This window comes from Thermus hydrothermalis, assembly GCF_022760925.1.
GTDB lineage: Bacteria > Deinococcota > Deinococci > Deinococcales > Thermaceae > Thermus > Thermus hydrothermalis.
This window is the reverse complement of sequence record NZ_JAKTNT010000003.1, coordinates 1-23,583: the sequence shown is the minus strand read 5'-3', so window position 1 is coordinate 23,583 and position 23,583 is coordinate 1. Positions and strand designations below refer to the sequence as shown.

The following is a 23,583-nucleotide window of genomic DNA, read 5'->3' as shown; positions in this document are numbered from 1 at the left end:
CCCTCCTACACGTTGGAGTTGTCCACGCCCACGGGCAGCTCAATGCGGGTGCGGGAGTCGTTGAGGTTCACGGTGATGCCGGGGTCGGTCTCCACGTAGATCTCCAGGGTGTCCCCCTCCCGCAGCACGATGCCCTGGGGCGGGGTAGGGGCGTAAAGTGGGCTCGCGGTCTGCAGGATGTTCTGGTAGAACTTGGCGTCCCGCTGCTGGGCCTCGGAGAGGTCGTAGTACGAAGCGTACTGGGCCTTGACCAAAAACTCGGGGAAGTCAAAGCCCTTGGTGCGCCGGGCAAAAAAGACGTCCGTGGTGTGGGGCAGCTGGTTGCCGCCGGAATCGTAGAGCTTGAGGACCACGGGGACGGGGTTGGGAAAGACCCAAGTGGCCCCCGAGGGCACCACGAACTCGCCCACCTTTATTCTCTGCCTGCCGCCGTACGCCTGGAACTCGGGGCCGCTCCTCAGGATGGTGATGGGACGGGCCCCGGGCCGAAGCCGCTTGATCCGCTCAAAAGCCTCCTGCATCCTTTACCTCCTTAGTCAATGTCCAAAATCGCCATGACCAGGTTCGCGAAGGAACCGGCCGCCACGCCTAAGCCGATGTAGTCCACCATGGGGTCATCGGTGAGTTTGTTATTGATGAGCAGGGAACCGAGGATGACCCCACCCAAGTTGAGCAACACCCGGTTGGTCCGGGCGTTGGGCACCTCCTTGGAGGTATCCGGCTTGCCATCGGGCCCCACAGCGTAGTAGTGGATACGCCCATCAGGGCCCTTTGCCGCCCAGCCAAATAAATCCCTTCTAGAGGAATAAAGCGCCTTCCTGGCCAGATACCCCCCCAGCACCCCCACGCTCACGCTGACCACGATGGGGTTTTGAATGACCTCCAGGGGGTTAGAGGTGGAGGCCAGCTTGCGCATGTCCTGCGCCGCGATTGCCGCCGTATCCGCCATTCGCCCTCCTTCTGCCGCCCACGGTAGGCGGGGGGCGATGGGGGAATAAAGAGCGAAGCGCCCCGGAGATACGCCGGGGCGCTTGGGAGTTTTGGGCCGCTTCGCCCGGGCACTTCGCCCGGGCGAAGTGCCCCTTAGCCGTCCAGGGGCACGAAAACCCGCCTTTGTGGGGCCCTCGGGTCCCGGAGGACCAGGCCCGCCCGGTCCCGGTCCAGGTCCTTCACCCCGTACTCCGGGGGCAGGCCGTCATCGGGGCGCCGCAAGGCACGAACCCGCTCCCCCAGCTCAGGGAACATATCCGCCAGGGCCTGGACCTCCCGGGGTTCCGTGAGGCGGAAGGCCACCAGGTGAGAGGCCTGACGGCGAACCCCGGGGTCTATGCCCCCGGTGGCGGCCTGGAGCATCTGGGTGACAAAGATGGCCGAATGCCCGTGCTCCCTTCCACCCGTCAAAACCTCAAATAGCCCCTTGGGCACCTGGCCCCTCGGGAAGAAGTGATGGGCCTCGTCAAGGAGCAAAAGGACGTCCCGCAGGCGCATGATGGCCTGGCCCAAAGCGTCAAGGAAGGGGCGGGGGTCGTAGCCGGTGACGTGGAAGTGGACCCTGCGGTGGCGCTTCAAAACAGCCCAGGGGTCCCCGTCCTCGCCCACGCGGTAGCGGGCCTCCGCCAGCTCACCGAACTCCGTCTTGCGGTTGACGATGACGAGGCGGCGGAAGCGGCCCTCCATGCCCCGCACGATCTGCCGGGCCAGGGTGGACTTACCCGACCCGGATTTCCCTACGATGAGGATGCGGAAGGTCTGCCTGCCGCCCATCTAGCCCTGGTAGGCCTGCCACAGCTCCCACCCGGCCCACGCGGCCAGGGCGAGGGCCACCACGGCCTGGGCGGTCTCGCACTTGGGGCAGCCCTTGCCCTCCCGGAGGTTTTTCAACCGTCCGAGGCCCAGGTAGAGGCCTCCCACCAGGACCGCAAGGGGAAAAGCGTTCTCCTTGGCGAACTCCATCACTCCTCCTTTCGGAACTCCCGCAGGCGCAACGCCAGTCTGGCCGCCTGCCCAATGCCGTCTCTACGCTTGGCCAGCTCCCGCAGGACCTCCACGCGGATCGTCCCCCGTTTCGTAAAGCCCTCCTCTCCGTACACCCGCCGCACGTAGGCCCGGAGGCGTCCGGGGCGCTTGACGGCGTCCCGGATCCACGCTTCCCTCATGCCGTCCTCCAGGCAGGGGGCTCCCGAAGCCTGCCGGCCTGGGCCTGCTTGGCCAAAAAAGCCACGGGGTCCACGAGGTAGGTGAGCACCTTATGCCTGGCCTCCTCCCCTCCCCTGGGGAAGAAGAGCCATCCGCCTTCAGAGGCCGGGGGCACCCTGACGAAAACGTCAAAGTGCAGGTGGCAGTAGCCCCCTACGGCCATCTTGCCGATGGTGCCGATCTGCTGGCCCGCCGTCACCACGTCCCCGGGGCGCACCAGGATGTCCCGCAGATGGCCGTAGCGGGTCCACACCCCGGCGCTGGGATGCCAAAGGACCACCATGCCGCCCCACACGGGGAAGCGGCCGGCGATCACAACCCGCCCGTCCGTCATGGCGTGCACGGGCTGGCCGCAGTCCGTATCCCCGCCGCCGGGCCCGTTCAGGTCCACCCCCGTGTGCCAGTAGCCCGGGGGGACCAGCCAACTCCCATCCGGCCTCTTCACGCCCAGGTAGTAGTCAGGGTCCAAGTAACGCACATCTGGCCTGGCCTTCCTGGGGTTGATGGGCCAGTAGTAAAGGCCAGAGCGGGGGACGTTCTCAGGCATGAACCTCCTCCCCAGAAGCAGGAGCAGGAATAGCCCCCCTAGCCCGTACATCCATAACCGCACGCACACCTCCGTACGCCGCTATAGCCAGCACTCCACCGCCCAGGAGGATCCGCAGCCACGGGGGAAGGTTCTCCACGCTCCCCATGCCCGGAACGCGGTTCTTCCCGATGCCGTACTGGGCCAGGGCCTCCCCGACCTTCAGGACGTCCAGCACTTGGGCCGGGGGCATGAGGCCGAAGAGGGCCCCCTGCCAAGCCCGCAGAAACGCGGCCTTTTCCTCCTCCGACTGGACCCGCACCCCGAGCATGAGCAAAAACGCCGCCCCGCCCGCGATCTCCTCCCCGGTGAAGGGGATCACGGGAGGCTCCGCCGGCGGAAGCTCGGAGAAGTCCCCTAGGTCCTCCTCGCCTAGGGGCTCCCAGCTACCAGATGACGGGGCCGCTTCCGCTTCCTCCACCGGGGGCGGTGGGGGTGGGGTTTGCGCCTGTTCCTCCACTACCGCTTGCACTCGCACCTCCCTTTCCGGCCAGGGCCACGCCCAGGAGGACCAGGGCCCCGGCCCCCAGGGCCGCGAGGAAGCCGAAGGGGTTCTTCTTAGGGGCGCCCCTGGGGGGCTCCTCGGGCTCGGGTTCCGGCCCGGTAGGCTCCTGCGAGGCCTCTTTAGGCCCGGCCACCCGGGGCTGGGACTCCACGGCGGCCTCCAGAATGGGGTCTAAAGGCCCCTGGAGGGGGACGGCCTTCACCTCTTTGGCCTCCCCCTCCTCCTCCAGGACGGCCTTCTCGCCTACGACCTCCTCCGGGAGCTTGAGCCGGAGCATGGTCTACCTCCGAGAGCGCTTCTTCTTGGTCTTCCTGGTTTTCCGCTTAGGCATACGCCCTCCTTCTCCTTCCACCAACAAGGGCCAGGGCCACCACACCCAGGGCGGCCAGCCCGAGGGCCCCCACGCCCACCCCCGCGCCCGCCACGGCGGCCTCCCGGGCCGGGGCCGGCACCAGCTCCACCGCCTCCTTCAGCTCGGCCACGATCCGCCACACCAGATAGAGGACGGCGATGACCGCGGCGGCGCTGAGGGCCAGGGCGGGCAGGAAGGCCGGGTAGATGTCCCCCCCGCCCATGTAGCCCATGGGCTGGGGGCACTTGGTGGACCCGCATCCCGCCCCCCCGTAGGCGGGAGGCACGGCCCAGGGGTCAGAGGTTCCGGCGGAGGAAGACGTGGCCTCCACCTTCAACCGGATCACCAGGTCATTCCCCCGCTTCCCCCAGTCCAACACCCGGACCCCAGGGCCGTACTTGGCCTGCAGGGCCCGCTCCAAATCGGCCCGCGTGACCCGGGAAACGTCCCCCCCTTTGTGGGCCGCCACGATCTCGTAGGTCTTGCCCGATTTCAACGGGGCGTTGGGGTCCACGGGCACCCGCTGATAGGCCATGCCCTCAGCCTGCCGTCCAGAGGCGGGCAAAAAAAAGCCCGGCCCGCCAGGGCGAAGCGGCGGGCCGGAACGCCAGGGCGAACTGCCCGGGCGAAGTGAACCTTACCGCTTCACGAGCCTCCTCACCAGCTCCACCAGGGCCGCGAGGCGGCCCGCCACCCCCTCCCCCACCCCGGGCAGGGCCATGAGGTCCTGGATGTCCCAGCCGTGGAGGTTGCGGATGTCCCCCTCCAGGGCCTCGGAGATGGACCGGGCGGCCACTGGGCTTCCCAGAAGGGCGTAGAGGAGGTTTTCCAGCGGCTGAGACTCAATCGGCACCGGGTTCCGCTTGCGGGTGGCGAGGGCCAGGATACGCCTACCGGGGCGCCCTTTTTTGAGTTCCATCCCCCGCATCATAGCACGCCTCTAGGTGTCAAGGCCACGATGCCCACAAGTAGGGCCAACCCAAAGGCTTTCTGGCTAGGTGTCATGATTCCTCCATCCTATCTCTCAAAAAAGCCTCCTCCTCGGAAGTGAGGAACTCCATCCCGAGCTTCGCCTCCACCTCCTTCAACCTCCGGTACACCTCCCGCCTGGCCTCCAGGGTGAGCCTCCCGGGCTTGCCGTCCTTCCGCTTCTCCCGGGTCCGGGGATCCCGGGTCCACGCCCAAAGCCACTCCCGGAACTCGTAGAGGGGGAGGAGGTGGGCGTGGCCGTTCTCCAGGGCCCGCGCCATGGCCTTGTCCCGCCGCACCACGGTGCAGGTCCAGCACCCGAAGCGGGTGTCCCGGCCCCCGTAGACCGCCTCCAGGTCCTCCGTGGGGTAGCCCAGGGAGGGGGCCACGAAGTTCAGGTAGTCCCACACGAAGCACTCCCGCCAGAAGGCGATGGGGGCCACGTAGAGGGCATTCAGGCGCTTGGCCTCCTGGAAGAGCACCCCCTGGCCGCACTCCCCGCCCCGGGAGCAAGAGAGAATGAGCCTCTGGTCCCGGGCGTCCGACTCCCCGAAGCGCACCCCCGTGAGGATGGCCTTCTTCCCGGGAAGGCTCTGGACCAGGCGGTCCATGGGGGCGATCTTCAACCTGCGGGTGCACCAGCGGAAGCGGTTGTGGGGCGGGGGGTAGCCCTTGCCGATGATTTGGACCCAGAAGCTCTCCTCGGGGCGGGGGCGGGCGGTGTGAACGTGGACCCCGGGGTGGAGCCTCTTCACCGCCTCCAGGAAGGCCAGGGCCTGGGCGTGGAGGGTGGGGATCTCCAGCCCCGTGTCGGCGTAGACCACGTGGATCTCCACGGGCTTCCCCTTGCGCTTCCACCACTCCAGGGTGAGGACGGTGGTGGCGGTGGAGTCCTTGCCCCCCGAGTAGGTGAGGACGAAGGTCTCGGCCCCCTGGGCGAGGGCGGCCTCGAGGGCGCGCTCGGCCAAGGCCACGGCCTCCTTGAGGTCCGGAGCGAAATCGGCATGCCAGGAAATCATGTCTTCAAGCAGGATTTGCATTATGGCCTCCCTTGACTGGCTCACAGAAGGCCACCAGGTATTTCCTGGGCCCGACCTTCGGCCTCGGGATCCTGCCCGCCATCTCCATGGGCCCCTCCCGTATCTCCAGCCCCATGTGCCGGGCCAGGGCCTGGATCTCCCGAGGGTCCTCCTTCCCTCCCGGCCGGCGGATGGCGAGGACCAGCCGGCCATCGGGCCGGAGCTTCAAGAAAACCTGCACCCCATCGCTCGGGGAGGTGCGAAGGGCAAAGGCCACCAGCCGGCCAGGCTGCTCCAAGGCCTCCTGAAGCCGGTGCTGGAGGATATCCGCCACCGCCTCTAGCCGCACCCGATCAACCCGCATAGGGCACCCCCGCTCTGAAGGCCTGGAAGGGGGCCACCAGGTCCCAGTACCCCTCCCGCCGCAGGAGGGCCTGGGCGTAGGCCCCAGGGCTCCGGGCGAAGCCATCGGCCCGGGCTTCGGCCGCGAGGCCCACCACCCGGGCCAGGACCCTCATGGCTCCTTCCCCTCCCCCAAAAAGGGCCTGCTTGAGGGCGGCCCAGACCACCCGGAGCCAGAAGCGCACGCTCTTCTGGTCTCCCAGGGCGGCGGCGATGGCGGACGCCGCCTGCTGGGCCCAGTTCCGGCGGCCGTTCCGGCCCCCGGGGACGCTGGAAAGCCGGAGAAGTTCCCGGAAGTTCCGGCGAGTGTCGGGATCTAATGGTAACGGGGTTTTTTTGCTTTCCCAGGTGGCTAACGGCTTCCCTACCACGATCCTTAGGGTTAGGGGTCTACCTAGTAGAAGACCCTCTTTATATCCCGACATTGAGTCGGGGGCACTCAACACCCGGGCCGTCCGGCCCTCCCGCCGGTCCTCCTCCAGGTCCCGCCAGGGGAGGCGGAGGTAGGGGGCCAGGACCTTGATGGCCCGGTAGACGGGGCGCACCCTGACCCGCCACACGGTGCCCCCCTTCACCGCCCCCTCCCGCTCCAGGGCCCGTCCTGAGGTCATCCAGGTCTCCCAGGCGATCCAGTGGCGGGCGTAGCGGCGGTACTTCTCATAGCGGGGGTCGTGGAGCCACCGCTCCACCGTGCGCTCGGAGACCTCCAGGGCCTGGGCCACCTCCCACTGGGGGAGGAAGACGTGGGCCTCCCGGGAGGGGTCCAGGCGGGCCCCCTCCCGGATGGCGTAGGCCACCAGGAGGCGCACCAGGGGGAAGAGGGGGCCCAGCACCTCCTTGTAGCCGTGGGCCTCTATGGTGCGCTCTGCCTTGGCCAGGAGGTCCTGCCACTCAAAGCGGCGCACCTCCCGCCAGTCCGTGTTGGCCAGGGTGGGGCGCTCCGGGGGGCTACCCGAGGAAGGGGGCTCCTCCTCGGGGGCCTCCTGGGGCGTTTTAGCGGGGGTCTCGTTCCAGGAAACGCCCCCCGCCTCCCGCTTCTGCTTCGCCTCCCAGAGGCGCAGAAGCCCTTGGGCCATGCCGGGGTTCCCCTGCGCGATCTCTTCTATCTGCCGGCGGATGTCCTCCGGCATGTCCGGGGGGAGGTTCAGCTGGCTCATGACGCCTCCTTGTGGGGGATCCCAAGCAGAGCCTCCAGGGCTTCCCGCTCCGTGCGGCCCGTGGCCGTCCAAAAGGTCTGGTAATAGCGGTGGCGGCCAGAGGCTTCCCACCGCAAAGAACCCTCCAGCCGCTCCACCCGCAGGTCGTCAAAGTGGCTCCTGGCGATCCGCCGCAGGTCCTCAAGCTTCAGCCGCTTCATAGTCCAAGCTCCCCCATCAGGCACTCCAGAGCCTCCTCCCGGGTGGCCCCGATGGCCTGGGCCACCTCCCGCCCCTCGTAGCGGGCCCGGGCCCACCACCAGCGCTCCCCGTCCCGAGGGCCCCAGATGTCCTCCACGCGTACCTCGTACCCCAGGGCCTCGAGGCGGGCCAAGGCCGCTTCGCCCGGGCGATCCGCCGGGGCGGGGCGCACCCGCACGTGCTCTACCCCGGCCAAAGCCTCGTACAGCTCCAACTCGTCCACCAGGCGCACCGCGTCCACGTAGGCCCGCCCCTCAGGGGCAGCCTCCTGCCCCCAGGCCACCGCTTGCCTGGCCTCCTTCCAAACCTCCGGGGCCTGCTCGGGCCGCTCGGGGTCCACGCCCATGCGCCGGATAGCCAACGTCAAACCGCGCTCCAGTTGCCGGATGCGCTCGTGCAGGGTCATTCCGCCCTCCTTTCCAGCCGCAAAACGCTAGCGGGAGGCTCAGAGGCCACCCGCTCGGTCCACTCGTCCAGCCACTCCGCCCGGAAGTAGAGGCGCTTGCCCAGCCTCACGTGCCGCAGATGAAAGGGATGCCCCGGCTTCGTCCGCGCCGCCGCGTAGATGTGCTTCGTGGGAATGCCCAGGTATTCCGCCGCCTCTTCAACCGTCATGAGCTTCGGCATGTTCCCCCCCTAGAAGCAACCCAGTTCCTCCAAAACCTGAGCCACGGGAAGCCACGCCTCCCGCTTGCCCGTGCCCTCGCACAAGGGGCAGTCAATCTCCTCCTTTTCCGGTGGGATTTCACCCCTCTCGCTGAACCACGTATCTATATGCCCCTGCTCAAGCCAGCTCTTGGGCTTCCCGAGGGCACGCCACTCGTCCCAATACTGCTTCCACAGGGGATGCTCCACGACCCCTGTTCCACCACACTCCTCGCAGTCAAAACGCACCAGTGCCAGGATGTCTTTCCCCTTCAGCTCGCGGATTTCAATCCTCTTCATGCCTCACCTCCCCGGAACGGGGGCCTGGATTAGGGCCCAGAGGATGATGAGCCCCGCCAGGAGCCCCCCCAGAACGTCCAAGCCCCAGTCCCAAAGCCACTTCGGAATCCCCTTCACCGCCCACCTCCCACGGCCAGCACCACCAGCACCGCCGCCATGAGCCCCGCGAGGAGGGCCATGGCGGCGGCCAGGACGGGCCCGGGCTGGCCGTACCGGGCCCGCACGTAGACCCCCAGCAGGGCGTAGAGGACGAGGGCGAGGAGGGAGTAGAAGGCGAGGAGGGGAGTCATTGTGACTCCTTAGCGGTATCCGCTAGCGGTGATTTACTAAAGCGAGCCAAAAAAAGGTCAAGGTCCTCCTCCCGCACCCTCCATTCCTTCCCAAGCTTGATGGCCGGCAAAGCGCCTTCCCTAATCTTCCGCCTCACGAAGAAGACGGAGATTTTGAGCCGCTTGGCTACCTCCTCAGTTGTCAAGAGTTCCCCAGGCATGTTGTCCTCATGCTAAGCGCACCTAAAGGTTTAGTCAAGTACCGCTAGCGTGTTTTGCGTTGTAATGGGGCTATCTGTGGGCTACTTTAGTGGCGTGTCGGTAGCAACGGGGCCCAAACCTCGGAAGGCGCAAGTCCCGGAATGGGCTTCGGCCATCCGCCGGAGAAGGCTCCAGCTCGGCATGACGCAAGAGCAGGTGGAAGAGGCCACCGGAGACCTCCTAGCTCAGCGAACGATATCCGATATTGAGCTAGGGAAAACCCACCCCTTCAATCTCGGCTTGGAACGCTTTTTCGCCCTTTTAAAAGCCCTCCGCTGGACCCCGGAGGAGTTCGCCGAAGCCACGGGCCTGGACGTGCCCCTGGTCTACCGCCCCTCGGGGGAGCCTCGGGAGGATGTGGTCTGGGTGCCCGTGGTGGGCTCCGGCGTGGCGGGGCGGCCCTGGCCCGAGTCCGGGAGCATGCCCGTCCCCCGCCCCCTGGTACGCCCGGGCTCCGTGCTCATCCAGGTGGAAGGGGACTCCATGGACACCGGGGAGGAAGACGGTCTCCGGGACGGAGACCTGGTCCTGGTGGACCAGAACCTCAAGGAGCTTCGGGAAGGCCGAGTCTACGCCGTGGAGATCATCGGGGACGGCATCACCATCAAGCGGGCCCGGCGGGTAGGCAACCGCTGGATCCTCGTTTCCGATAACCCCAAAGGCCCCATCCTGGAACCCGAAGAGGTCAAGGTGCTCGGGGAGGTCTACCGGAAGATCAGCATCCGGGAGGTCAAATGAGCATCAGGACTTTTTTCCTTTTTGTTGCCTTTGCTCTTTCTTCTTTGGGGTTAGCGCAAGGTTCTCTAGAGGAGGCTTACCTAGGATACCCGCTCTTGAAGTGGGCTTGCGTCAATGAGCAAAAGGAGCCGCGGGTGTCTCAAGGAGTCAACACCTGCGTTCTAATGGTGAGCCCACCTCCCGGGGCCGTGGACGCGAGGGAAGTTCAGTTTGAAGCCTATATTTCCTATAGCTACATGGTGGGGTCTGAACCCGATTGGTATCCCGAAGAGGGCGTGGATGGCCCAATAAAGGTAAGCGCTCCCTTGGTTTATGGAGAACGCCGCTTTGAGGTCTTCCGGGTGCTCAAACCCTACAAAGAAGCCCTTTTGCCGGTGCTCCAAAAGTGGTTTGACTGGTCAAAGGTGGCAAGCTACGTAGAAGCTGCTTCCGATGCGGTCTATACCGGTTTACCCACGTCTATTCGGGACGTAGCAACCTCCGTCCTTTTCGTCCCTCTGCTTAAAGCCCAGCGCGAAAGGGCTTATCCCGGCGGATCCCTCACGGTCACCCTCTGGGTACGAGTATGCGGGGTAGAGCATTGCACCCGCGCATACCGCATTCGTTTTTGAGGAGGAGGCCCCTATGCCCGAACCCCAAGAGACCCAACAGCCCCAGGCCCAGGTTCAGCGCCAGGCGGACCTTTACCGCGTGGCCCCCATCTTTGTCACCAGCCTGGCCATCAACGTCTACGAGCATCAGATCGCCGTCATCACTTTCTTCTCCGGCATTCCCACTGATACCGCCACCGGCCTGGTCTCCGAGGTAGGTATGGGCTCCTTCGCCCTCACCAAGACGCAGGCCCGGTTTCTGGCAGAAGCCCTCATGCGCTTTGCCGAAGGGGAGGTGAAGGATGAAAGCTGAGATCCACAGGATCCACCGCGAGACCCTAGCCCTCCGTTCCTTCACCGGGGAGACTTTCTATAAGTCACCCCGCGTTTACATGACTGCCCTCACCAAAAGCAGGGTAGGGGTGCAGTATCCTTCAAGCATGGTCACCTGGCCGAAGAGCCCCGAAGCCGCCCTGGACGAAGGGGTGAGGCTGGCCGAACGCCTCAACCAGGAGCGGCTTGGCGGCCAGGGCAAAATCCTGGGCGTGCGCAAGAGTGTGGAGGGGGAGGAATACGCCATCTACATGGAAGTCCCCCTGGAGGTCTATGAGGACTTGGACCTCACCGAAGAGATCGGCGTGGAGGTCCTGAAACTCAGCGACCGCCTGGGGGTGCCCTTCTTTCTCTACTTCGTCCCGCCGGGCTACTTCGGCTAGCGTCAATGCGTCAAAGACCCCCCGAACCCGACGTGGCCCAGCACCGCGAGCAGGCCCAGCACAACGAGGACCTGCTGAATAGGGCTTCCCTTCCGCCCGACTGGGAAGTCACCGTACGCTTTTACGCCGTAGCCCACTGGGTGAGGGCGTACCTGAAGAAGGCGCTTAAGGTGCCCTCCATAGACACCCACGAGCACGCCGATCAACTCCTTTACCAGGCCGGGGTTCAAAGGACCATCCGGGTAGATTTCAAGGAACTTCGTTGGGCCAGCCAAGACGCCCGGTATTACTGCGTGCGCCCCGATCCGCACCAACTGCAACGGTATAAACAAATCCACGACCGCCTAAGAAGTTTCTTTGAGCCAAAAAGCCGCCCATGAAACGCAAGCGGGGCAGAGGAGAAGGCTCCATCTTCCAGCGCAAGGATGGCCGCTGGGCCGGCTTCGTGACCCTCGGGTACACCCCGGACGGCCGCCAGCGCAAGAAGTGGGTCTATGGCCGCACCCGCCGGGAGGTGGCGGAAAAGCTGGCCAAGCTCCTTCCCAAGGCCGGCGTGGGCTGGGTTCCCGACCCACACAGCCTGCGCCTCGGGGATTACCTTGCTTCCTGGATTGAGCACCGGGCTGCCACCCAGGATCTGCGGCCCACCACCATCCGCAACTACCACGTGTACCTGACGCATGTGGAACCCATAGCCCACCTGCCCCTTTCCCGCCTCAGCCCCCTCACCTTTCGCTCCTTCTTTGCCGATCTCGCTGGCTTCTCCCCTTCCCACCGCCGCCACATCTACCAGTTTCTGCGGGCCGCCCTCCGGGACGCCGTGCGGGCCGATCTCCTGGACCAAAACCCCATGGACGCCGTGGACCCCCCACGGGGCGGGGCGGTCCGGCCGGCCAGGGCCTGGAAGCCCGAGGAGGTGGCTCGGTTCCTGGAAGCCTCCAAGGGGCACCGCCTCTACCCCCTCTTCGCCCTGATGCTCGCCACCGGCCTCCGGCCCGGGGAGGCCCTGGCCCTCCGGTGGGAGGACTGGGAGGGGGACGTGCTCCACGTCCGGCACACCCTGCGCCGGGACGGCACCCTGGGCCCGGCCAAGACCCCGGGAAGCGTGGCCCCCATCTACCTGGACCCGGACACCCAAGCCCTCCTCGCCTGGTGGCGGGAGCGCCTGGAGGAGGAGAAGGCTTCCACCCCGGACTGGCAGGACTACGGGCTCATGTTCCCCTCCCAGCGAGGAACACCCCTGGAATACAACAACTTCAAGCGGGCCTTTTACGCCCTGCAGGAGAAGGCCGGGGTCTCCCGCATCACCCCCCACGGCCTCCGGCACACCTACACCTCCCTCGCCCTCCGGGCGGGCCTCCCCCCCAAGGTGGTGGCGGCCCGCCTCCGGCACGCAGACCCCACCTTCACCGTCAAGGTCTACCAGCAACTCATGGAGGAGGACCACCGCGCTGGGGCCCTCCCCCTTGACACCTTGCTACACCTAAACAGCCGGAACCAACGGGCACCAGCAGGCACCAACGGCAACCAAAAACCCCGTTCCCGCCGCAAACCCCGTTCCTAACCCCCCTCCCCTTGCGGGCTGATAAGCGTGAGGTCGGTGGTTCAAGTCCACCATCGCCCACCAAGCTTGCAAGGGGAAGATACCCGGGCCCCTAAGGGTCCGGGTATCTTCTTAGCCCGCACCTTGAGGGCTATAGAAAGGCTTGCCTGGAGTCCTCCCCTTGGGAAGGGGGACATCTAGAGCCTCCATCCCCCCCGTTAAGCAGGGAACTCTCCTTTGTGGAAGCCAAAGGCCCTTTCTATTCCCACGCGTGACACCCTCCTCCGTCACTTTTTCCTAGGACAACAGGGGCTTTCCCATCCGGAGAAGGGCAAGAGGTTATATAGTTAGGCCATGCGCTCCATTTTGGTGATGGTATTCGTGTTTTTTGGAGGGGTATCCCTAGCCCAAGAGTTGGTGGTGGCCCAGGCCTTGCCCCGGCCGAAAGGTCCCTGGGGGATGGGCATCTATCCGGGGCTTCCCACCTATTCCATACACCTCACCACCCTGTATCCCCCTAAAACTGCCCGGTTCTCCGGCACCTTCCAGGTTACCTACGATGACCAAGCCCTTTACTTGGTGGCCCGCCTCAGCCAAGAAACCCCTCCCAAGGCGGAGCGCCAGGCTAACGACCCCGAGTGGTGGCAGGACGATACCCTGGAGGTCTTCTTGCGCCCTAACCCTTTTGACGAGGACGCTCCCGACCTGCACCTAGCGGTCAATCCGAAGGGAGTGCGGTTTGAACGCTACACAGCTCCCCTTTTCTTTGAAGCCCAGACCGGCAGCTTTCCTGGAGGCTGGTGGGCAGAGCTCCGTATCCCTTTTGGCGGGGTGCTTCCCCATCCCAGGTTGGGCGAAATCTGGCAGCTTAAGGTGGGCCGGGGAAATCCAGAGGCTAGGGAGTACACCCTCTGGCCCCTGGGAGGCGACTTTCACTCCCCCGGCAACTACGGCTACCTCGCCTTCGTGGATGCCCCAAAAGACCCCCAGGTCCTGGTAGCCCAGGTCCAGGCCCAGGAAGCGTTGCTCCCCCTTATACCTAGCCGCCTTCAGGGCATCCGGCGCTGGGCGCTTTACTATGGGGGGGACCCGGGGGCGCTAGCCCGGCTCCAGGCCTACGAACTCGTGGTGCTGGCCCGGGAAGCCCCCTTGGGCCTGGTGCGGGGGCTCCGGGAAAACGGGGTTAGGGTGGTGGCGTACCTTCCTTTAGGGGTCCTGCCTCGAGGGGAAGCGGAGAGCAAAGGACTCCGGGAAGCAGTCCTGGGTCCAAACCCCTATGCTCCGGACACCCTTCTTATGGACCCTTCGTCCTCCCTTTGGCAAGCCCACGTGAGGGCTGAAGCGTTCCGGCTTCTCGCCTTGGGCTTTGAGGGGTTTTTCCTAGACGGACTGGACCTCGCCGATCTCCATCCGGAAAAGGTTCCCGAGCTTGCCGCCCTAGTACGAGGCTTGCGCGAAAGCCACCCACAAGCCCTGCTCCTGCAACACCGGGGCTTCCGAGTGCTACGGCGCACCGCGCGCTTTCTAGATGCTGTGGTCTATTCAGGCCTCTCCCTGGACGCCCAAGGCCAGATCATCCTGAACGACCCAAGCCCCGTATGGCCCTTTCGGAGGCGGGGCCTGCCTGCCCTCAGCCTGGACCAAGCCCCTAACGCCGAGGCCGCTAACTTCGCGTTTAGGCGGGCGTTGGAACTGGGCTTCCTTCCCTACGTGGCCCTTGGCAAATTCACGGAAGTTCCCTAAAGGACCTAGGTCTTTAGACATTCTAGACTTAGAACTTCATCCCTCAAAAGCCTAGGCCGGAGGGCGGAAGACAAAACCCTTTGGGTTCTCTAGGCTTGGGATAACGGGGTGGGAGCAGAGATCTATGCAAAGATCCCCCTTGTTTCTCCCAAGTGGCCTCTGTTTTTCTGCCTGAAAGGGAAGGAACACCTTCTGCACCACCCCGCACATTTGCGGGTCCGTATTGGGAGGTGTCATGAAAGAACGCGGGCGTATTGCTAGAGTATTCGTGCTGTCCTTGCTTTTGGGCGCTTGCAGCCAACCGGCAAGCCGTGATCCAGCAACCTGGACCCTTGCCCTCCAGGGAGAGGGCGTGCGGGGGATTTTGGTGGAAGCCCACTTTGATCCCGCCGCCTTGCGCTACGTGGGGGCAGAGGGCGCATACGGGGCGGAAGCCTTCGCCGAAGGGGGGAGGGTTCGCGCGGTGGCCGTGGCCCCCAGCACACCTTCAGGGCCCCTCCTCACCCTGACCTTTGAGGTTCTCCGGCCCGGGGCAAGGCCCGAGGTACAGGTGGTGGAAACCTATCCTGAGGGACGAGCGATCAGGCAAATCTGGAAAGGGGGCGGTCTTCAACCGCAAGCCTTGGTCCTGCCCCAATCCGTGGTTCAGGGGATCGGGCAAAACGAAGCCGATCCCTCCTTCGTGCAAAACCCCTTGGGTGACCTGAATGGCAGTGGGGGCGTAAGCCTCACGGATGGGGTTTTCTTAGCGGACATCCTGGCGGGTAATCTCCAAAACCCCAACGCCTACCAGCGTTACCAAGGGGACCTTAACTCCAGCGGAACCTTAACCGGTCAAGACCTCGCCCTCCTCTTGCGGAAGATCGTAAACCCGGGCTTGGAACCCAACCTGGAGCTTGCGCCCCAGGACTTGGCCCTGGGCCCCGGAGCCCACGCCTACCTTCTCCTCAATAACTCCGGAAACGGAGCCTTTCCCAGCGTGTCCTGTTCCCATCCCCAAGGGACCGCCCTAACGGACGTAACTCCCCAGGGAGCCTATGGCAAAGCCTACAGGGTGGAAGCCCAGGGGAATACCCTGGAGGGGAGCATCCAGTGCCAAGCGGTTAATGCTGGCACCCGCACCGCCCGGGTCCACGCACCTTTCCCAAGCTTCGGCCTGGACCTAAGCGCCCCGAGCGCCACCACCACGCCCGGGGGAATGGCCAGCCTGGACTTCACCCTAACCCCGGAAAACGGCTTTACAGGCACCGTGACCCTAAGTCTGCTGGACGCTCCCTCAGGAATAAGCCTAGAAAGCCCCACCAGCGTGGTGCTATCCAGCCCCCTTACCGACACCCTCACCCTCAGCGTGGCAAATAACGTACCTCCCAACACCTATACCCTTCGCCTTAGAGCGGTAAGCGGGACGATCGTTCGGGAAAAGGCCTTCGCCCTAGTGGTCCAAAAAGCCCCCGGGTTTGACTTTTACCTGGACCAAAACACCCTTACCTTGCCCGTGGGCGGTGCGGGGAGCCTACACGCTTTCTTTTCCACCTACGGCGGCTTCAGCGGAAGTGTGAACCTTAGCCTCACCGATGCGGGAGGAAACTCTGTATCCTTCACGCTAACGCCCAATAGCGCCACCTTACCCGCAAGCGGCCCAGTAACCCTGAACGTGAGTGCAGGAAGCGCTGAGGCAGGCCTCTACGCCCTTCAGGTCCGGGCGAGCGGGGGTAGCCTCACCAGGACCCAGCCCCTTAGCCTCACCCTCTACGACTTCTCCGTGAGCGCAGCCAATCTCACCCTAAAGCAGGGAGCTTCGGGAACGGTGAACGTCAGCCTCGTCCGCACCCACTTCTCTGGTCCCATTACCTTCAGCCTGAACGGAAGCGTCCTCGGTAGCGGAAACGATAAGGTGTCCTACACCTTTGCGGAAAACCCCACCACCGGAAACACCCTAGCGATTACCCTACGTGTGGGCCCTAATGTGGCCCCGGGCGACTACACCCTTACCCTCGAGGCGACGGGCGGTGGTCTTACCCATAGCCGTGCCTTTACCCTTACCGTCGCCGAAGCGCCCAAGGCGCTCCAGCCCTCGCTCCTGGAACGCACAGGCAACACCTACACCGTGGGGGTGAACCTGGTGGGCACCACCCAGGCCTACCGCGCTGCCCAGTTCAGCGTGACGCTTCCTGCAGGCTTCACCCTGAGCGCAGGCGCAGGGGCCCTCACCCAAGGGTGCACCCTGGACTTCGCGCAGGTGTCTTCCAACCCGAACCGGTGGAACGTGGTCTTGGTGTGCAGCAGCACCTTTACCGGGCCTGGACAGCTCGCCCTTCTCTCCGTCACGGGAACAGGTGGCGGGACTTTGGAGGTGGGCGGCGTGGTACTCACCCAGGCGAACTACGTGGAGGACACCTCAGTAGGCGGAGGGAGCCTCGTTCTAGCGCCTTAAGGGGAATGGGGATGCGGGGGTTTTTCCCTTTGTGCTTACCACCTATACCCTGCTCCCTAGGATGTCTGGCCCTGCCTTCGCCTCCCCCATCCCTCCTTTATGAGCCTGGCCAGCTCCCTTCCCCATCCTAGGCTGCTTACGAAGCCGGAGCAGTGCGACAACCCCGGGTCCATAAACGGAGGTATACGTGGGAAAAAATGCCCTAACCCTACTCGCCCTGCTGATCCTTGCAGCCTGTAGTAACCCTCAAAGCCTTGTGCGGAACCCTAGCGCAGGCGCCTGGGTCTTGCACGGGGAGAGCGTGCGGGGAGTTCTTTTGGAAATCACCTTTGACCCAAATGCCCTCCGCTACCTGGGCCCCGTAAGCCCCCTCCTCACGGAAACCCACCTCGAGGCCGGCCGGGTGCGTTTAGCGGGGGTTGCCTACCATGCCCTCTCGGGGGAAGTGCTCCGAGTCCGCTTCCAGGCCCTAAAGCCAGGAGCTAGGCCCGAGGCGCACCTCCTAGAAACGGAGGCTCTCCAGGCTACTCTCTCCTGGGAGGAAGCCGGCCTTACCCCTCAAGGCCACGTGGTCTCCCAAAGCTATACCCCTCTTCCCGGGGTGAGCCAGGGCGAGGTGGATCCCGCTTTCGCCCAAAACCCCCTGGGCGACCTCAACGCTAGCGGGAGCGTGGGCTTAACGGACGCCCTTCTCCTCGCCGACCTCCTTACGGGGGCTGCTACCCCGAACCCCTACCGTCGCTACCACGCCGACCTGGACTCCAGCGGCTACGCCGACGAGCAAGACCTGGTGCGGCTTCTGCGCAAGGTGGTGAACCCGAACCTGGGGGCGGGCCTCGAGGTGGCGCCCCTGGCTCTAAGCCTGAACCCCGGGGAAAGCGCCCTTGTCCTCGTGGGAAACTCGGGCAACGGCCCCCTGCCCGCGGTCACCTTCCAAGCGCCCAGCGGCTTGGCGGTCCAAGACGACACGCCCTCGGGCTACGCTGGGAAGGTCTACCGGGTGACGGCCAACCAAGGCGTGGACCAAGGGGCCATCCGCTTCAGCGCGGGAAGCGCCGGAAGCCGGGCGGTGGCCGTGAACAGCACCGCCCCAGACTTCCTCTTGTCCCTGGAAGGCACACCTTCCGCCCCCGTGGGCGGCCAGGCCCAAGCTGTCCTCCACCTAACTCCCCTCCTAGGCTTCAGCGGACCCGTGAACCTGAGCCTGGTAAACCCCCCTCCCGGGATTACCCTAAGCCCCACCACAATCACCCTGAACGGAAACCCCATCTCCGTCCCCCTAACCCTGGCCCTGGACCCGAACCTCAGCCCCCAAGACTACCCCCTTACCCTCCGGGCGGAGGGGGGAAGCCGGGTGCGGGAGGTGGGCTTTACCCTCAAGGCCACGGACTTCTCCCTCGGGGGGGATACCGCCCTCACCCTGCCCTGGGAGGGCACGGGGAGCCTCCAAGTGGCGCTGACGCCCTTAAACGGCTTCAACACCCCTTTGCTCCTCACGCTGGAGCGTCAAGACGGCACCCCCCTTCCCCCTGGCCTTAGCCTGGCAAGCCCCTCCCTCCCCGCCAGCGGGGGACCCGTAGCCCTCCAGGTGGCCAACCCCCCACCGGGAACCTACCCCTTGCGCCTCAAGGCCACACCCCAAGGAGGTGGGGCCACCCGGTCTTGGGACTTCACCCTCACCGTCACCTATGCCGCCGACTGGCGGGTGGAGCTCTCCTGGACCGCAGGCGCCGATTTGGACCTCCACCTCTTCTATCCCGACACCCCGGCGGCCCAGCACATCTACTGGAACAACCCCGGCACCTGCCCTCCCGCAGGAGCCGCCTGCTTGGAAGGGGACACCCCCCAAGGCCCCGGGCAGGAAACCCTCCGCTTCGTCTACCAAGGGGGAGCCTACCGCGTTTACGTCCACTGGTACTTCGGCGGAGGAAGTTGGAACACCTCTGGGGGCCAGGTAAAGGTCTACAATGCCAACCACCTGGTGGCGAGCTTTCCCGCGCCAACCATCAGCGATGGGTACAACACGTGGTGGCACGCTCTCACCGTGGACGGCACAGGGGTGCACCCAGGAAGCGGGGCAAGTAGCGTCCAGCCCCAGGGTCTAGGGCTAAGCCCCTTGAGCCTGCCGAGAAAGGGGAGGTAACGCTGTGCGCCGTCTCGCCCTCCTCGCCCTCCTCCTCGCCGCCTGCAACCTTACGGGGCAGACTCCTCCAAAGCCCAAGGTCCAGGTGACAGGCCCTCCCCTCGCCCCCCCGGCCCTGCCGGTGCTTCCGAGCCGCCCCCTGCCGGCCCTCGAGGGGCCCGTGCCCCTGAAGCTTCCCCTAAGGCCCCAGGCCCTTCCCGGGGCCCGGTACGAGGCGCGCATCCTCCTCCTCACCACCTCCACCAACCCCGAGGCGGCCCCCCACTTCGCCGCCGCCCGGGACATCCTGGAAACCTTCCTCATCCCCTACGAGGTGGTGGACCTGAGCCAAACCCCCTTCAGCCAGGTTTCCCTCACCCTTCCCGATGGCACGGGCCGCTTCCAAGGGGTGATCCTGGCGGAGGGCCAGCTCGCCGCCTGGCCCGGGCCCACCTTCTATATGACGGCCGAGGACTGGAACCGCCTTTGGGCCTACGAGCGGGACTATGGGGTGCGGGAACTCATCCTCTACACCTACCCCGGGACTTACCCCGAGGACCGCTGCCTCACCCCGGTGGAAGGCTTCCTCACCCCAAGCCCTGCGGCCAATGACCCCGCCGGCATAGACCTCGCCCAGAGCTACCCCCTAACCCTCACCCCAGAAGGCCAGGCGGTCTTCCCCGACCTCACGGGAACCCTACCCGTGCGCCGCGCCTACGCCTACAAGGCAGCACCAAGCGGCACCTGCCCCGCCACCCCGCTCCTTACCGATGCGGAGGGCAACGTCTTCGGCATCGTGCGCACCACCGCCGACGGGCGGGAGCAACTCCTCCTCACCTTTGACCAAAGCCCCTACCTCCTCCACACCTGGCTCCTCGCCCCGGGGCTCATCGGCTGGGTCACCCGGGGGGTGTACCTAGGGGAGTATGGCCGCTACCTGCGGGCGGACGTGGACGACTGGTTCCTCTCCACCGAGGTCATCGGCGACGCACCTGGGGTGGGCAACGCCACCCCCTACCGGCTAAGCGGCCTCGAGGCCCAAGCCGTGGCCCAAAAGCAGGCGGGCTTACGCTCCGCCTACCCCGTGGCCCAGGGCTTCACCCTGGACATTGCCCTCAACGGCTGTGGGGCGGTTTCTGACCCCAACCCCAACGACAACCTGGTTCCCTGCAACCCCTCGGGCGCGGTGGCCGCTGAACCCATAAACCTGGCGGACGACCTCGTACAGGCCACCCAGGTCCTCAAGGACACCTTCCGCTTCTACAACCACTCCTACACCCACTGGGACATGGACTTCACCGACCTGGCCCAAGCCCGAAGGGAGATCGCCGAGAACAACCGGATCGCAAGCCTCCTCGGCCTTCGCTACGAGCACCGGGCCTTCAAAAGCGGGCAGTACTCGGGCTTTGGTTGGAAGGGCACGAACCCGTACGGCTTTCCCCGTCAGGACAACGGCCTAGGCGCATCTAACCCGTACTTTCTCCAAGCTCTAAGCGAACACAAGGTCCGCTTTGCCAAGGTCAACTGGTCCGTGGAGAGCCAAAAGCCCCCATGCCGAACCTGCGCCTTCCCCCATCCTCTGGCCCCTGGCCTTTACCTGACCGCAGACTGGCCCACCAATGTCTTCTACAACGTGACCACGGACCAAGAGGCCGTAAACGCTTACAACAGCGTGTACGCCCCAAACGGCACCGCCCCCTACTGGACGCGTGCCCTCAGCTACCAGGAGTACCTGGGCCAGGAAACCAACATAGCCCTGCACCACCTCCTCACCGACGGGGGAAGCCACTACTTCCACCAGGCGAACCTGCGGGAGTTCGCCCCGGGTAGGAACCTGGTCTTTGACTGGCTAGAAACACTTCTTCAGAAATACTCCACCTATAGCACCCTTCCCCTCCTCTCTCCCTCCTGGCTGGAATACGGCGAGCGCGCCCTAAAGCGCTACCTACACTATCAGGCAGTACATGCGGGAAGCGTGCGGGCGGTCATTGACCCCGCCGCCCAAACCGTCACCGTAAAGGGCAAGCCCGTCTGGGTAACGGGCATCCAAGCAAGCACGTGCGATGCGTATGCCGGTCGTAACCGCTGTTTTGTAGGGACGGGAACGTATGCGATCCAAGCGCCTTAGGGTTCTTTTCGTCACAGAAGGCACGTATCCCTACGCCATGGGAGGAGTGAGCCGCTGGTGCGAGCAACTCCTCTTTGGCCTCGAGGCCCAGTTCACCGTCCTTGCCCTGTGGGGACCGCAAAAGGCTAAACCCGCCCTACCCATTCCCCCGGAAGCCTCCTTGAGAACCCTTCACCTCTACCGCCCCCCCCACGCATCCCCTTTTGCCCCCGCTCCCTTGCATGCCCTCCTGCCGGCCCTGAGCAAGCTCCTGGCTTTCCTAGACCTGGACCTAGCCACCTTTCAAGAAGGGCTTTGGGAAATCTTCCTTTTGCGCAAGCGCCACCTGTACAACCTCTTCTTCCACCCCAAAGTACAGGCGCTCCTGGCCGAAAGGCTCACGCTCCTTTTGGGCCGTCCGCCTACCCTGGGGGAGGGGCTTGCTGTCTTGCACTGGCTTCGCTCCACCCTCCTTCCCCTCCTGGCCCTAGATCCCATCCCCGAGGTGGACCTGATCCACGCCACAAGCGGCGGGCTTGCCGTCATCCCCGCTTGGCTGGTGTCCCGGCACCTGGGCGTACCCTTTCTTCTGACCGAGCACGGGGTTTTCCTGAGGGAGCGCTATCTGGCCTTTAGCGAAACCAACCCCTCCCCCGCGGAGCGCCTGGTCCAAGCCCGCTTTTACCACCTCGTAAGCCGCCTGGCCTACCGGGAGGCCCACTTTATCACCACGGTGAGCCGCTTCAACCGGCAGTGGGAGGTGGAGCTCGGCGCGGACCCCAAACGCATCCAGGTGGTGGCCAACGGCATTGACCCCGCACAGTTCCCAGAAGCTCCCGCGCGTCTGGAAAACCCACCCACCGCCGTATGGGTGGGCCGGATTGACCCGCTAAAGGACCTCCTCACCTTGGTGGACGCCTTCGGACGGGTACGCGAAACCCTTCCAGAGGCGCAACTCCTCCTTTTCGGTCCCGTTCCCCGGGGAAACGAAGCCTATGCGGAAAGCGTTCGCACCCGGGTAAAGGAACTAGGCCTCGAGGGCAACGTGCGCTTCATGGGCCCCGCAAGCCCCGTGTACCAGGCCTACCACCGAGGGTGGGTGGGGGTGCTCTCCAGCATCTCCGAGGGCTTCCCCTACACGGTGATCGAGAACATGGCCGTGGGGCGCACCCTGGTGGGCACCCGGGTGGGGAGCGTGGGCGAGGTCCTGGAGGGCGTGGGGGAGGTGGTGCCCGCCATGGACCCCGAGGCCTTAGGAGAGGCGCTCCTGGGGTTCCTCCAGGACCCCGAGCGGTGCTTGGCGAAGGGCAAGGAGGCACGGGAAAAGGTCCTGAGCCTGTACACGCTTAAACGTATGCTAGAGGAGTTCTCCAACATCTACGAGGCCTTGGCCCTTCAAGGCTCCCTGGAGGTACCCGAATGAGCGCCCGGGGCGAGTACCGCCCTTCCGTCCCCCCTCCCAGAAATCCCCAAGGCCTTAGCGAGCTCGCGCACACCTTAAAGGACCTCCTAAGCCAAATAAGTGACCCCTACGAGCTTGCCGCCCACCTCGAGGTCCTCGGCTACAACCGCTACCGCGTGGAGCGCCTCTTTGGCCTGCCCAGCACCTTTGCCCTAGCCCAAGCTCTCTTCGCCCTGGCCCAGCGCGACTTCCAACCCAGACCCAAGCCGCCCAGGCCTCGAGGCACCTTGGGCCCTCGGCACCTGGCGGTGGCCCTCACCCTTGGAGGCACCCTGGTAACTTTTTGGAACTCCGGGTCTTTAGGGTGGCTAACAGCGCTCTTCCTCCTGGCCTGGAGTCAGCTGGCAGCCCGGGTGAGCTTTAGGGCAGCGGTGGAGCTGGAACCCCCGGAGGCCAAAGGGGTGCTGGGCCTTTTGGCCTGGGTAGGGGTCCTTGGGGTGAGCGTCACAGCCCCCCTGGACCTGGGGTTTGCGGCCACCTGGGGCACAGGCATGGCCTGGGTTGCCGTGGGGGTGCTAACCCTGAAGGGCCTCGAGGACAAGGCCGCCTGGGTAGCCTCGGGCTTCCTCCTCCTGGCCATTCTCCTCCGGGTTTCGGGGATGAGCCCCTTCTGGGTGGGTTCTTTCCCCCTGGTTCTCCTCCTTCAGCAGGCAAGTCCCCTCCGAAGGGATAGTTTTGCTTTCCTAGGCAAGGTCTTGGTGGGGGAGTGGGTGTATGGAGCCTATGGCTTGGGCCAGGGGTTTGTCCTCTGGAGGTTGGTGGACTTGGCCGGCGATAGGGCTCTCGTTGGGCTGGGGATCTACCTTTTGGCCTCCATTTTGGTGGAAATGCGGCTATCGGCCTTCGTTACAACCCTGGCCAAAATCCTCTGGCAGACGGCAAGCCCCGGAGCCCTTCTTCTTGCCCTTCAACGCTCCCTTTGGTCCTACGCCCTTACCGCCTCCGTGCCCACCCTTCTCGTGCTCCTCAGCCTCCCCTGGTCCGGGGACTACCACGCCCCCCTTCTGGGCTTTGGCTTTCTCAGCTTCCTAAGCGCCATGGCCCTGGCCCTCAACGCCTTGGGCGCTATTCACGTTAGTGCCCTAGCCCTCCTAGCAGGGGCGATTCTCCTCCACCTGACCGCAAACCCCCTCATACTGGGGGCCGTCGCCCTTGGCCTTCTCCTCTACCTCCTAGCTCAAAACTTGCACTTATGCACCCTGGGGATAGTTATGCTCGGGGGACCAC

At 65.0% G+C, this 23,583-nt stretch carries 31 protein-coding genes; 12 read left to right on the top strand and 19 right to left on the bottom strand.

The genetic code is table 11. The features are described from left to right. Positions 1-5: 5 nt before the first annotated feature. The 19 genes from L0C60_RS02410 to L0C60_RS02320 all read right to left on the bottom strand — a co-directional run bounded on the left by L0C60_RS02410 (position 6) and on the right by L0C60_RS02320 (position 8,861). Complete coding sequence (locus L0C60_RS02410; RefSeq protein WP_243092459.1) at positions 6-521, bottom strand: hypothetical protein; 516 nt, start codon at positions 519-521, stop codon at positions 6-8. An 11-nt stretch (positions 522-532) separates the two neighbouring features. Further along, positions 533-949 (bottom strand): hypothetical protein, encoded by a 417-nt coding sequence (locus L0C60_RS02405; RefSeq protein ID WP_243092458.1) that lies wholly within the window; start codon positions 947-949, stop codon positions 533-535. Between the two features lie 134 nt (positions 950-1,083). Continuing rightward, positions 1,084-1,764, bottom strand: a complete 681-nt coding sequence (locus L0C60_RS02400) for an AAA family ATPase (protein ID WP_243092457.1) — start codon at positions 1,762-1,764, stop codon at positions 1,084-1,086. Further along, positions 1,765-1,953 (bottom strand): hypothetical protein, encoded by a 189-nt coding sequence (locus L0C60_RS02395; RefSeq protein ID WP_126164509.1) that lies wholly within the window; start codon positions 1,951-1,953, stop codon positions 1,765-1,767. Continuing rightward, positions 1,953-2,156: a hypothetical protein gene (locus tag L0C60_RS02390; RefSeq protein WP_243092456.1), complete on the bottom strand. Its 204-nt coding sequence runs from the start codon at positions 2,154-2,156 to the stop codon at positions 1,953-1,955. The genes L0C60_RS02395 and L0C60_RS02390 overlap by 1 nt, the downstream gene beginning before the upstream one ends. Further along, positions 2,153-2,743, bottom strand: a complete 591-nt coding sequence (locus L0C60_RS02385; protein WP_243092455.1) for a M23 family metallopeptidase — start codon at positions 2,741-2,743, stop codon at positions 2,153-2,155. The genes L0C60_RS02390 and L0C60_RS02385 overlap by 4 nt, the downstream gene beginning before the upstream one ends. Further along, a complete protein-coding gene (locus L0C60_RS02380) occupies positions 2,736-3,254 on the bottom strand; it encodes a hypothetical protein (RefSeq protein WP_243092454.1) in 519 nt (172 codons plus the stop codon). Before L0C60_RS02380 ends, L0C60_RS02385 begins: the two co-directional genes overlap by 8 nt. Then, positions 3,169-3,564, bottom strand: coding sequence for a hypothetical protein (locus tag L0C60_RS12765; protein ID WP_124105043.1), 396 nt, complete (start codon positions 3,562-3,564; stop codon positions 3,169-3,171). Before L0C60_RS12765 ends, L0C60_RS02380 begins: the two co-directional genes overlap by 86 nt. Before the next feature lie 46 nt (positions 3,565-3,610). Next, positions 3,611-4,174 carry a hypothetical protein gene (locus L0C60_RS02370; RefSeq protein ID WP_243092453.1) on the bottom strand — a complete coding sequence of 188 codons (564 nt, stop codon included), beginning with the start codon at positions 4,172-4,174 and terminating at the stop codon, positions 3,611-3,613. A 102-nt stretch (positions 4,175-4,276) separates the two neighbouring features. Beyond that, the gene (locus tag L0C60_RS02365; RefSeq protein WP_243091289.1) at positions 4,277-4,558 is read right to left on the bottom strand and encodes a hypothetical protein; all 282 of its coding nucleotides are present in this window, start codon (positions 4,556-4,558) and stop codon (positions 4,277-4,279) included. 82 nt (positions 4,559-4,640) lie between these two features. Beyond that, the gene (locus L0C60_RS02360) at positions 4,641-5,627 is read right to left on the bottom strand and encodes a phosphoadenosine phosphosulfate reductase domain-containing protein (protein WP_243092452.1); all 987 of its coding nucleotides are present in this window, start codon (positions 5,625-5,627) and stop codon (positions 4,641-4,643) included. Positions 5,628-5,631: 4 nt separating this feature from the next. Beyond that, positions 5,632-5,991, bottom strand: a complete 360-nt coding sequence (locus L0C60_RS02355) for a hypothetical protein (protein WP_243092451.1) — start codon at positions 5,989-5,991, stop codon at positions 5,632-5,634. Further along, positions 5,981-7,186, bottom strand: a complete 1,206-nt coding sequence (locus tag L0C60_RS02350; protein WP_243092450.1) for a hypothetical protein — start codon at positions 7,184-7,186, stop codon at positions 5,981-5,983. Before L0C60_RS02350 ends, L0C60_RS02355 begins: the two co-directional genes overlap by 11 nt. Beyond that, positions 7,183-7,386 (bottom strand): hypothetical protein, encoded by a 204-nt coding sequence (locus L0C60_RS02345; protein WP_243092449.1) that lies wholly within the window; start codon positions 7,384-7,386, stop codon positions 7,183-7,185. Before L0C60_RS02345 ends, L0C60_RS02350 begins: the two co-directional genes overlap by 4 nt. After that, positions 7,383-7,832 (bottom strand): hypothetical protein, encoded by a 450-nt coding sequence (locus L0C60_RS02340; protein ID WP_243092448.1) that lies wholly within the window; start codon positions 7,830-7,832, stop codon positions 7,383-7,385. Before L0C60_RS02340 ends, L0C60_RS02345 begins: the two co-directional genes overlap by 4 nt. Continuing rightward, a complete protein-coding gene (locus tag L0C60_RS02335; RefSeq protein WP_243092447.1) occupies positions 7,829-8,053 on the bottom strand; it encodes a helix-turn-helix domain-containing protein in 225 nt (74 codons plus the stop codon). The genes L0C60_RS02340 and L0C60_RS02335 overlap by 4 nt, the downstream gene beginning before the upstream one ends. Positions 8,054-8,062: 9 nt before the next feature. Further along, positions 8,063-8,371, bottom strand: coding sequence for a hypothetical protein (locus L0C60_RS02330; RefSeq protein WP_243092446.1), 309 nt, complete (start codon positions 8,369-8,371; stop codon positions 8,063-8,065). A 113-nt stretch (positions 8,372-8,484) separates the two neighbouring features. After that, positions 8,485-8,661 (bottom strand): hypothetical protein, encoded by a 177-nt coding sequence (locus L0C60_RS02325; RefSeq protein WP_243092445.1) that lies wholly within the window; start codon positions 8,659-8,661, stop codon positions 8,485-8,487. Next, on the bottom strand, positions 8,658-8,861 hold the full coding sequence (locus L0C60_RS02320; protein ID WP_008630989.1) for a helix-turn-helix domain-containing protein: 204 nt from the start codon (positions 8,859-8,861) through the stop codon (positions 8,658-8,660). Before L0C60_RS02320 ends, L0C60_RS02325 begins: the two co-directional genes overlap by 4 nt. Before the next feature lie 64 nt (positions 8,862-8,925). On the opposite strand from L0C60_RS02320, the gene L0C60_RS02315 reads away from it, so the two are divergent. The 12 genes from L0C60_RS02315 to L0C60_RS02260 form a co-directional block, all read left to right on the top strand. Next, positions 8,926-9,639, top strand: a complete 714-nt coding sequence (locus L0C60_RS02315) for a S24 family peptidase (protein WP_279231893.1) — start codon at positions 8,926-8,928, stop codon at positions 9,637-9,639. Then, on the top strand, positions 9,636-10,250 hold the full coding sequence (locus tag L0C60_RS02310; RefSeq protein ID WP_243092443.1) for a hypothetical protein: 615 nt from the start codon (positions 9,636-9,638) through the stop codon (positions 10,248-10,250). The genes L0C60_RS02315 and L0C60_RS02310 overlap by 4 nt, the downstream gene beginning before the upstream one ends. Positions 10,251-10,263: 13 nt before the next feature. Further along, positions 10,264-10,542, top strand: coding sequence for a hypothetical protein (locus L0C60_RS02305; protein ID WP_243092442.1), 279 nt, complete (start codon positions 10,264-10,266; stop codon positions 10,540-10,542). A 127-nt stretch (positions 10,543-10,669) separates the two neighbouring features. Beyond that, complete coding sequence (locus L0C60_RS02300; RefSeq protein WP_243092441.1) at positions 10,670-10,945, top strand: hypothetical protein; 276 nt, start codon at positions 10,670-10,672, stop codon at positions 10,943-10,945. 5 nt (positions 10,946-10,950) lie between these two features. Next, entirely contained in the window at positions 10,951-11,325 is a 375-nt protein-coding gene (locus L0C60_RS02295; protein WP_243092440.1) for a hypothetical protein, read from the top strand. After that, positions 11,322-12,509: a tyrosine-type recombinase/integrase gene (locus tag L0C60_RS12760; RefSeq protein ID WP_279231892.1), complete on the top strand. Its 1,188-nt coding sequence runs from the start codon at positions 11,322-11,324 to the stop codon at positions 12,507-12,509. Before L0C60_RS02295 ends, L0C60_RS12760 begins: the two co-directional genes overlap by 4 nt. 333 nt (positions 12,510-12,842) lie before the next feature. Next, a complete protein-coding gene (locus tag L0C60_RS02285; RefSeq protein ID WP_234507492.1) occupies positions 12,843-14,231 on the top strand; it encodes a sugar-binding protein in 1,389 nt (462 codons plus the stop codon). A 352-nt stretch (positions 14,232-14,583) separates the two neighbouring features. Further along, complete coding sequence (locus L0C60_RS02280; protein ID WP_234507494.1) at positions 14,584-16,665, top strand: hypothetical protein; 2,082 nt, start codon at positions 14,584-14,586, stop codon at positions 16,663-16,665. A gap of 256 nt (positions 16,666-16,921) precedes the next feature. Next, positions 16,922-18,808 (top strand): hypothetical protein, encoded by a 1,887-nt coding sequence (locus tag L0C60_RS02275; protein ID WP_234507496.1) that lies wholly within the window; start codon positions 16,922-16,924, stop codon positions 18,806-18,808. A gap of 4 nt (positions 18,809-18,812) precedes the next feature. Further along, positions 18,813-20,915 (top strand): Agd3-related carbohydrate-binding protein, encoded by a 2,103-nt coding sequence (locus L0C60_RS02270; protein ID WP_234507497.1) that lies wholly within the window; start codon positions 18,813-18,815, stop codon positions 20,913-20,915. Beyond that, complete coding sequence (gene pelF / locus L0C60_RS02265) at positions 20,896-22,317, top strand: GT4 family glycosyltransferase PelF (RefSeq protein WP_267962748.1); 1,422 nt, start codon at positions 20,896-20,898, stop codon at positions 22,315-22,317. The genes L0C60_RS02270 and pelF overlap by 20 nt, the downstream gene beginning before the upstream one ends. Further along, the coding region (locus L0C60_RS02260; RefSeq protein WP_243092439.1) for a hypothetical protein at positions 22,314-23,583 on the top strand (1,270 nt) is incomplete at its 3' end. The genes pelF and L0C60_RS02260, both read left to right, overlap by 4 nt.

What these genes read in the sequence shown, in the direction of transcription:
- L0C60_RS02350 (WP_243092450.1), bottom strand. Translation starts at nt 7,186, where the DNA reads ATGAGCCAGCTGAACCTCCCCCCGGACATGCCGGAGGACATCCGCCGG.
- L0C60_RS02300 (WP_243092441.1), top strand. Translation starts at nt 10,670, where the DNA reads ATGGTCACCTGGCCGAAGAGCCCCGAAGCCGCCCTGGACGAAGGGGTG.
- L0C60_RS02295 (WP_243092440.1), top strand. Translation starts at nt 10,951, where the DNA reads ATGCGTCAAAGACCCCCCGAACCCGACGTGGCCCAGCACCGCGAGCAG.
- L0C60_RS02365 (WP_243091289.1), bottom strand. Translation starts at nt 4,558, where the DNA reads ATGGAACTCAAAAAAGGGCGCCCCGGTAGGCGTATCCTGGCCCTCGCC.
- L0C60_RS02320 (WP_008630989.1), bottom strand. Translation starts at nt 8,861, where the DNA reads ATGCCTGGGGAACTCTTGACAACTGAGGAGGTAGCCAAGCGGCTCAAA.
- L0C60_RS02360 (WP_243092452.1), bottom strand. Translation starts at nt 5,627, where the DNA reads ATGATTTCCTGGCATGCCGATTTCGCTCCGGACCTCAAGGAGGCCGTG.
- L0C60_RS12760 (WP_279231892.1), top strand. Translation starts at nt 11,322, where the DNA reads ATGAAACGCAAGCGGGGCAGAGGAGAAGGCTCCATCTTCCAGCGCAAG.
- L0C60_RS02400 (WP_243092457.1), bottom strand. Translation starts at nt 1,764, where the DNA reads ATGGGCGGCAGGCAGACCTTCCGCATCCTCATCGTAGGGAAATCCGGG.
- L0C60_RS02395 (WP_126164509.1), bottom strand. Translation starts at nt 1,953, where the DNA reads ATGGAGTTCGCCAAGGAGAACGCTTTTCCCCTTGCGGTCCTGGTGGGA.
- L0C60_RS02345 (WP_243092449.1), bottom strand. Translation starts at nt 7,386, where the DNA reads ATGAAGCGGCTGAAGCTTGAGGACCTGCGGCGGATCGCCAGGAGCCAC.
- L0C60_RS02325 (WP_243092445.1), bottom strand. Translation starts at nt 8,661, where the DNA reads ATGACTCCCCTCCTCGCCTTCTACTCCCTCCTCGCCCTCGTCCTCTAC.
- L0C60_RS02385 (WP_243092455.1), bottom strand. Translation starts at nt 2,743, where the DNA reads ATGCCTGAGAACGTCCCCCGCTCTGGCCTTTACTACTGGCCCATCAAC.
- L0C60_RS02355 (WP_243092451.1), bottom strand. Translation starts at nt 5,991, where the DNA reads ATGCGGGTTGATCGGGTGCGGCTAGAGGCGGTGGCGGATATCCTCCAG.
- L0C60_RS02405 (WP_243092458.1), bottom strand. Translation starts at nt 949, where the DNA reads ATGGCGGATACGGCGGCAATCGCGGCGCAGGACATGCGCAAGCTGGCC.
- L0C60_RS02370 (WP_243092453.1), bottom strand. Translation starts at nt 4,174, where the DNA reads ATGGCCTATCAGCGGGTGCCCGTGGACCCCAACGCCCCGTTGAAATCG.
- L0C60_RS02410 (WP_243092459.1), bottom strand. Translation starts at nt 521, where the DNA reads ATGCAGGAGGCTTTTGAGCGGATCAAGCGGCTTCGGCCCGGGGCCCGT.
- L0C60_RS02310 (WP_243092443.1), top strand. Translation starts at nt 9,636, where the DNA reads ATGAGCATCAGGACTTTTTTCCTTTTTGTTGCCTTTGCTCTTTCTTCT.
- L0C60_RS12765 (WP_124105043.1), bottom strand. Translation starts at nt 3,564, where the DNA reads ATGCTCCGGCTCAAGCTCCCGGAGGAGGTCGTAGGCGAGAAGGCCGTC.
- L0C60_RS02305 (WP_243092442.1), top strand. Translation starts at nt 10,264, where the DNA reads ATGCCCGAACCCCAAGAGACCCAACAGCCCCAGGCCCAGGTTCAGCGC.
- L0C60_RS02340 (WP_243092448.1), bottom strand. Translation starts at nt 7,832, where the DNA reads ATGACCCTGCACGAGCGCATCCGGCAACTGGAGCGCGGTTTGACGTTG.
- L0C60_RS02335 (WP_243092447.1), bottom strand. Translation starts at nt 8,053, where the DNA reads ATGCCGAAGCTCATGACGGTTGAAGAGGCGGCGGAATACCTGGGCATT.
- L0C60_RS02315 (WP_279231893.1), top strand. Translation starts at nt 8,926, where the DNA reads ATGGGGCTATCTGTGGGCTACTTTAGTGGCGTGTCGGTAGCAACGGGG.
- pelF (WP_267962748.1), top strand. Translation starts at nt 20,896, where the DNA reads ATGCGATCCAAGCGCCTTAGGGTTCTTTTCGTCACAGAAGGCACGTAT.
- L0C60_RS02285 (WP_234507492.1), top strand. Translation starts at nt 12,843, where the DNA reads ATGCGCTCCATTTTGGTGATGGTATTCGTGTTTTTTGGAGGGGTATCC.
- L0C60_RS02330 (WP_243092446.1), bottom strand. Translation starts at nt 8,371, where the DNA reads ATGAAGAGGATTGAAATCCGCGAGCTGAAGGGGAAAGACATCCTGGCA.
- L0C60_RS02390 (WP_243092456.1), bottom strand. Translation starts at nt 2,156, where the DNA reads ATGAGGGAAGCGTGGATCCGGGACGCCGTCAAGCGCCCCGGACGCCTC.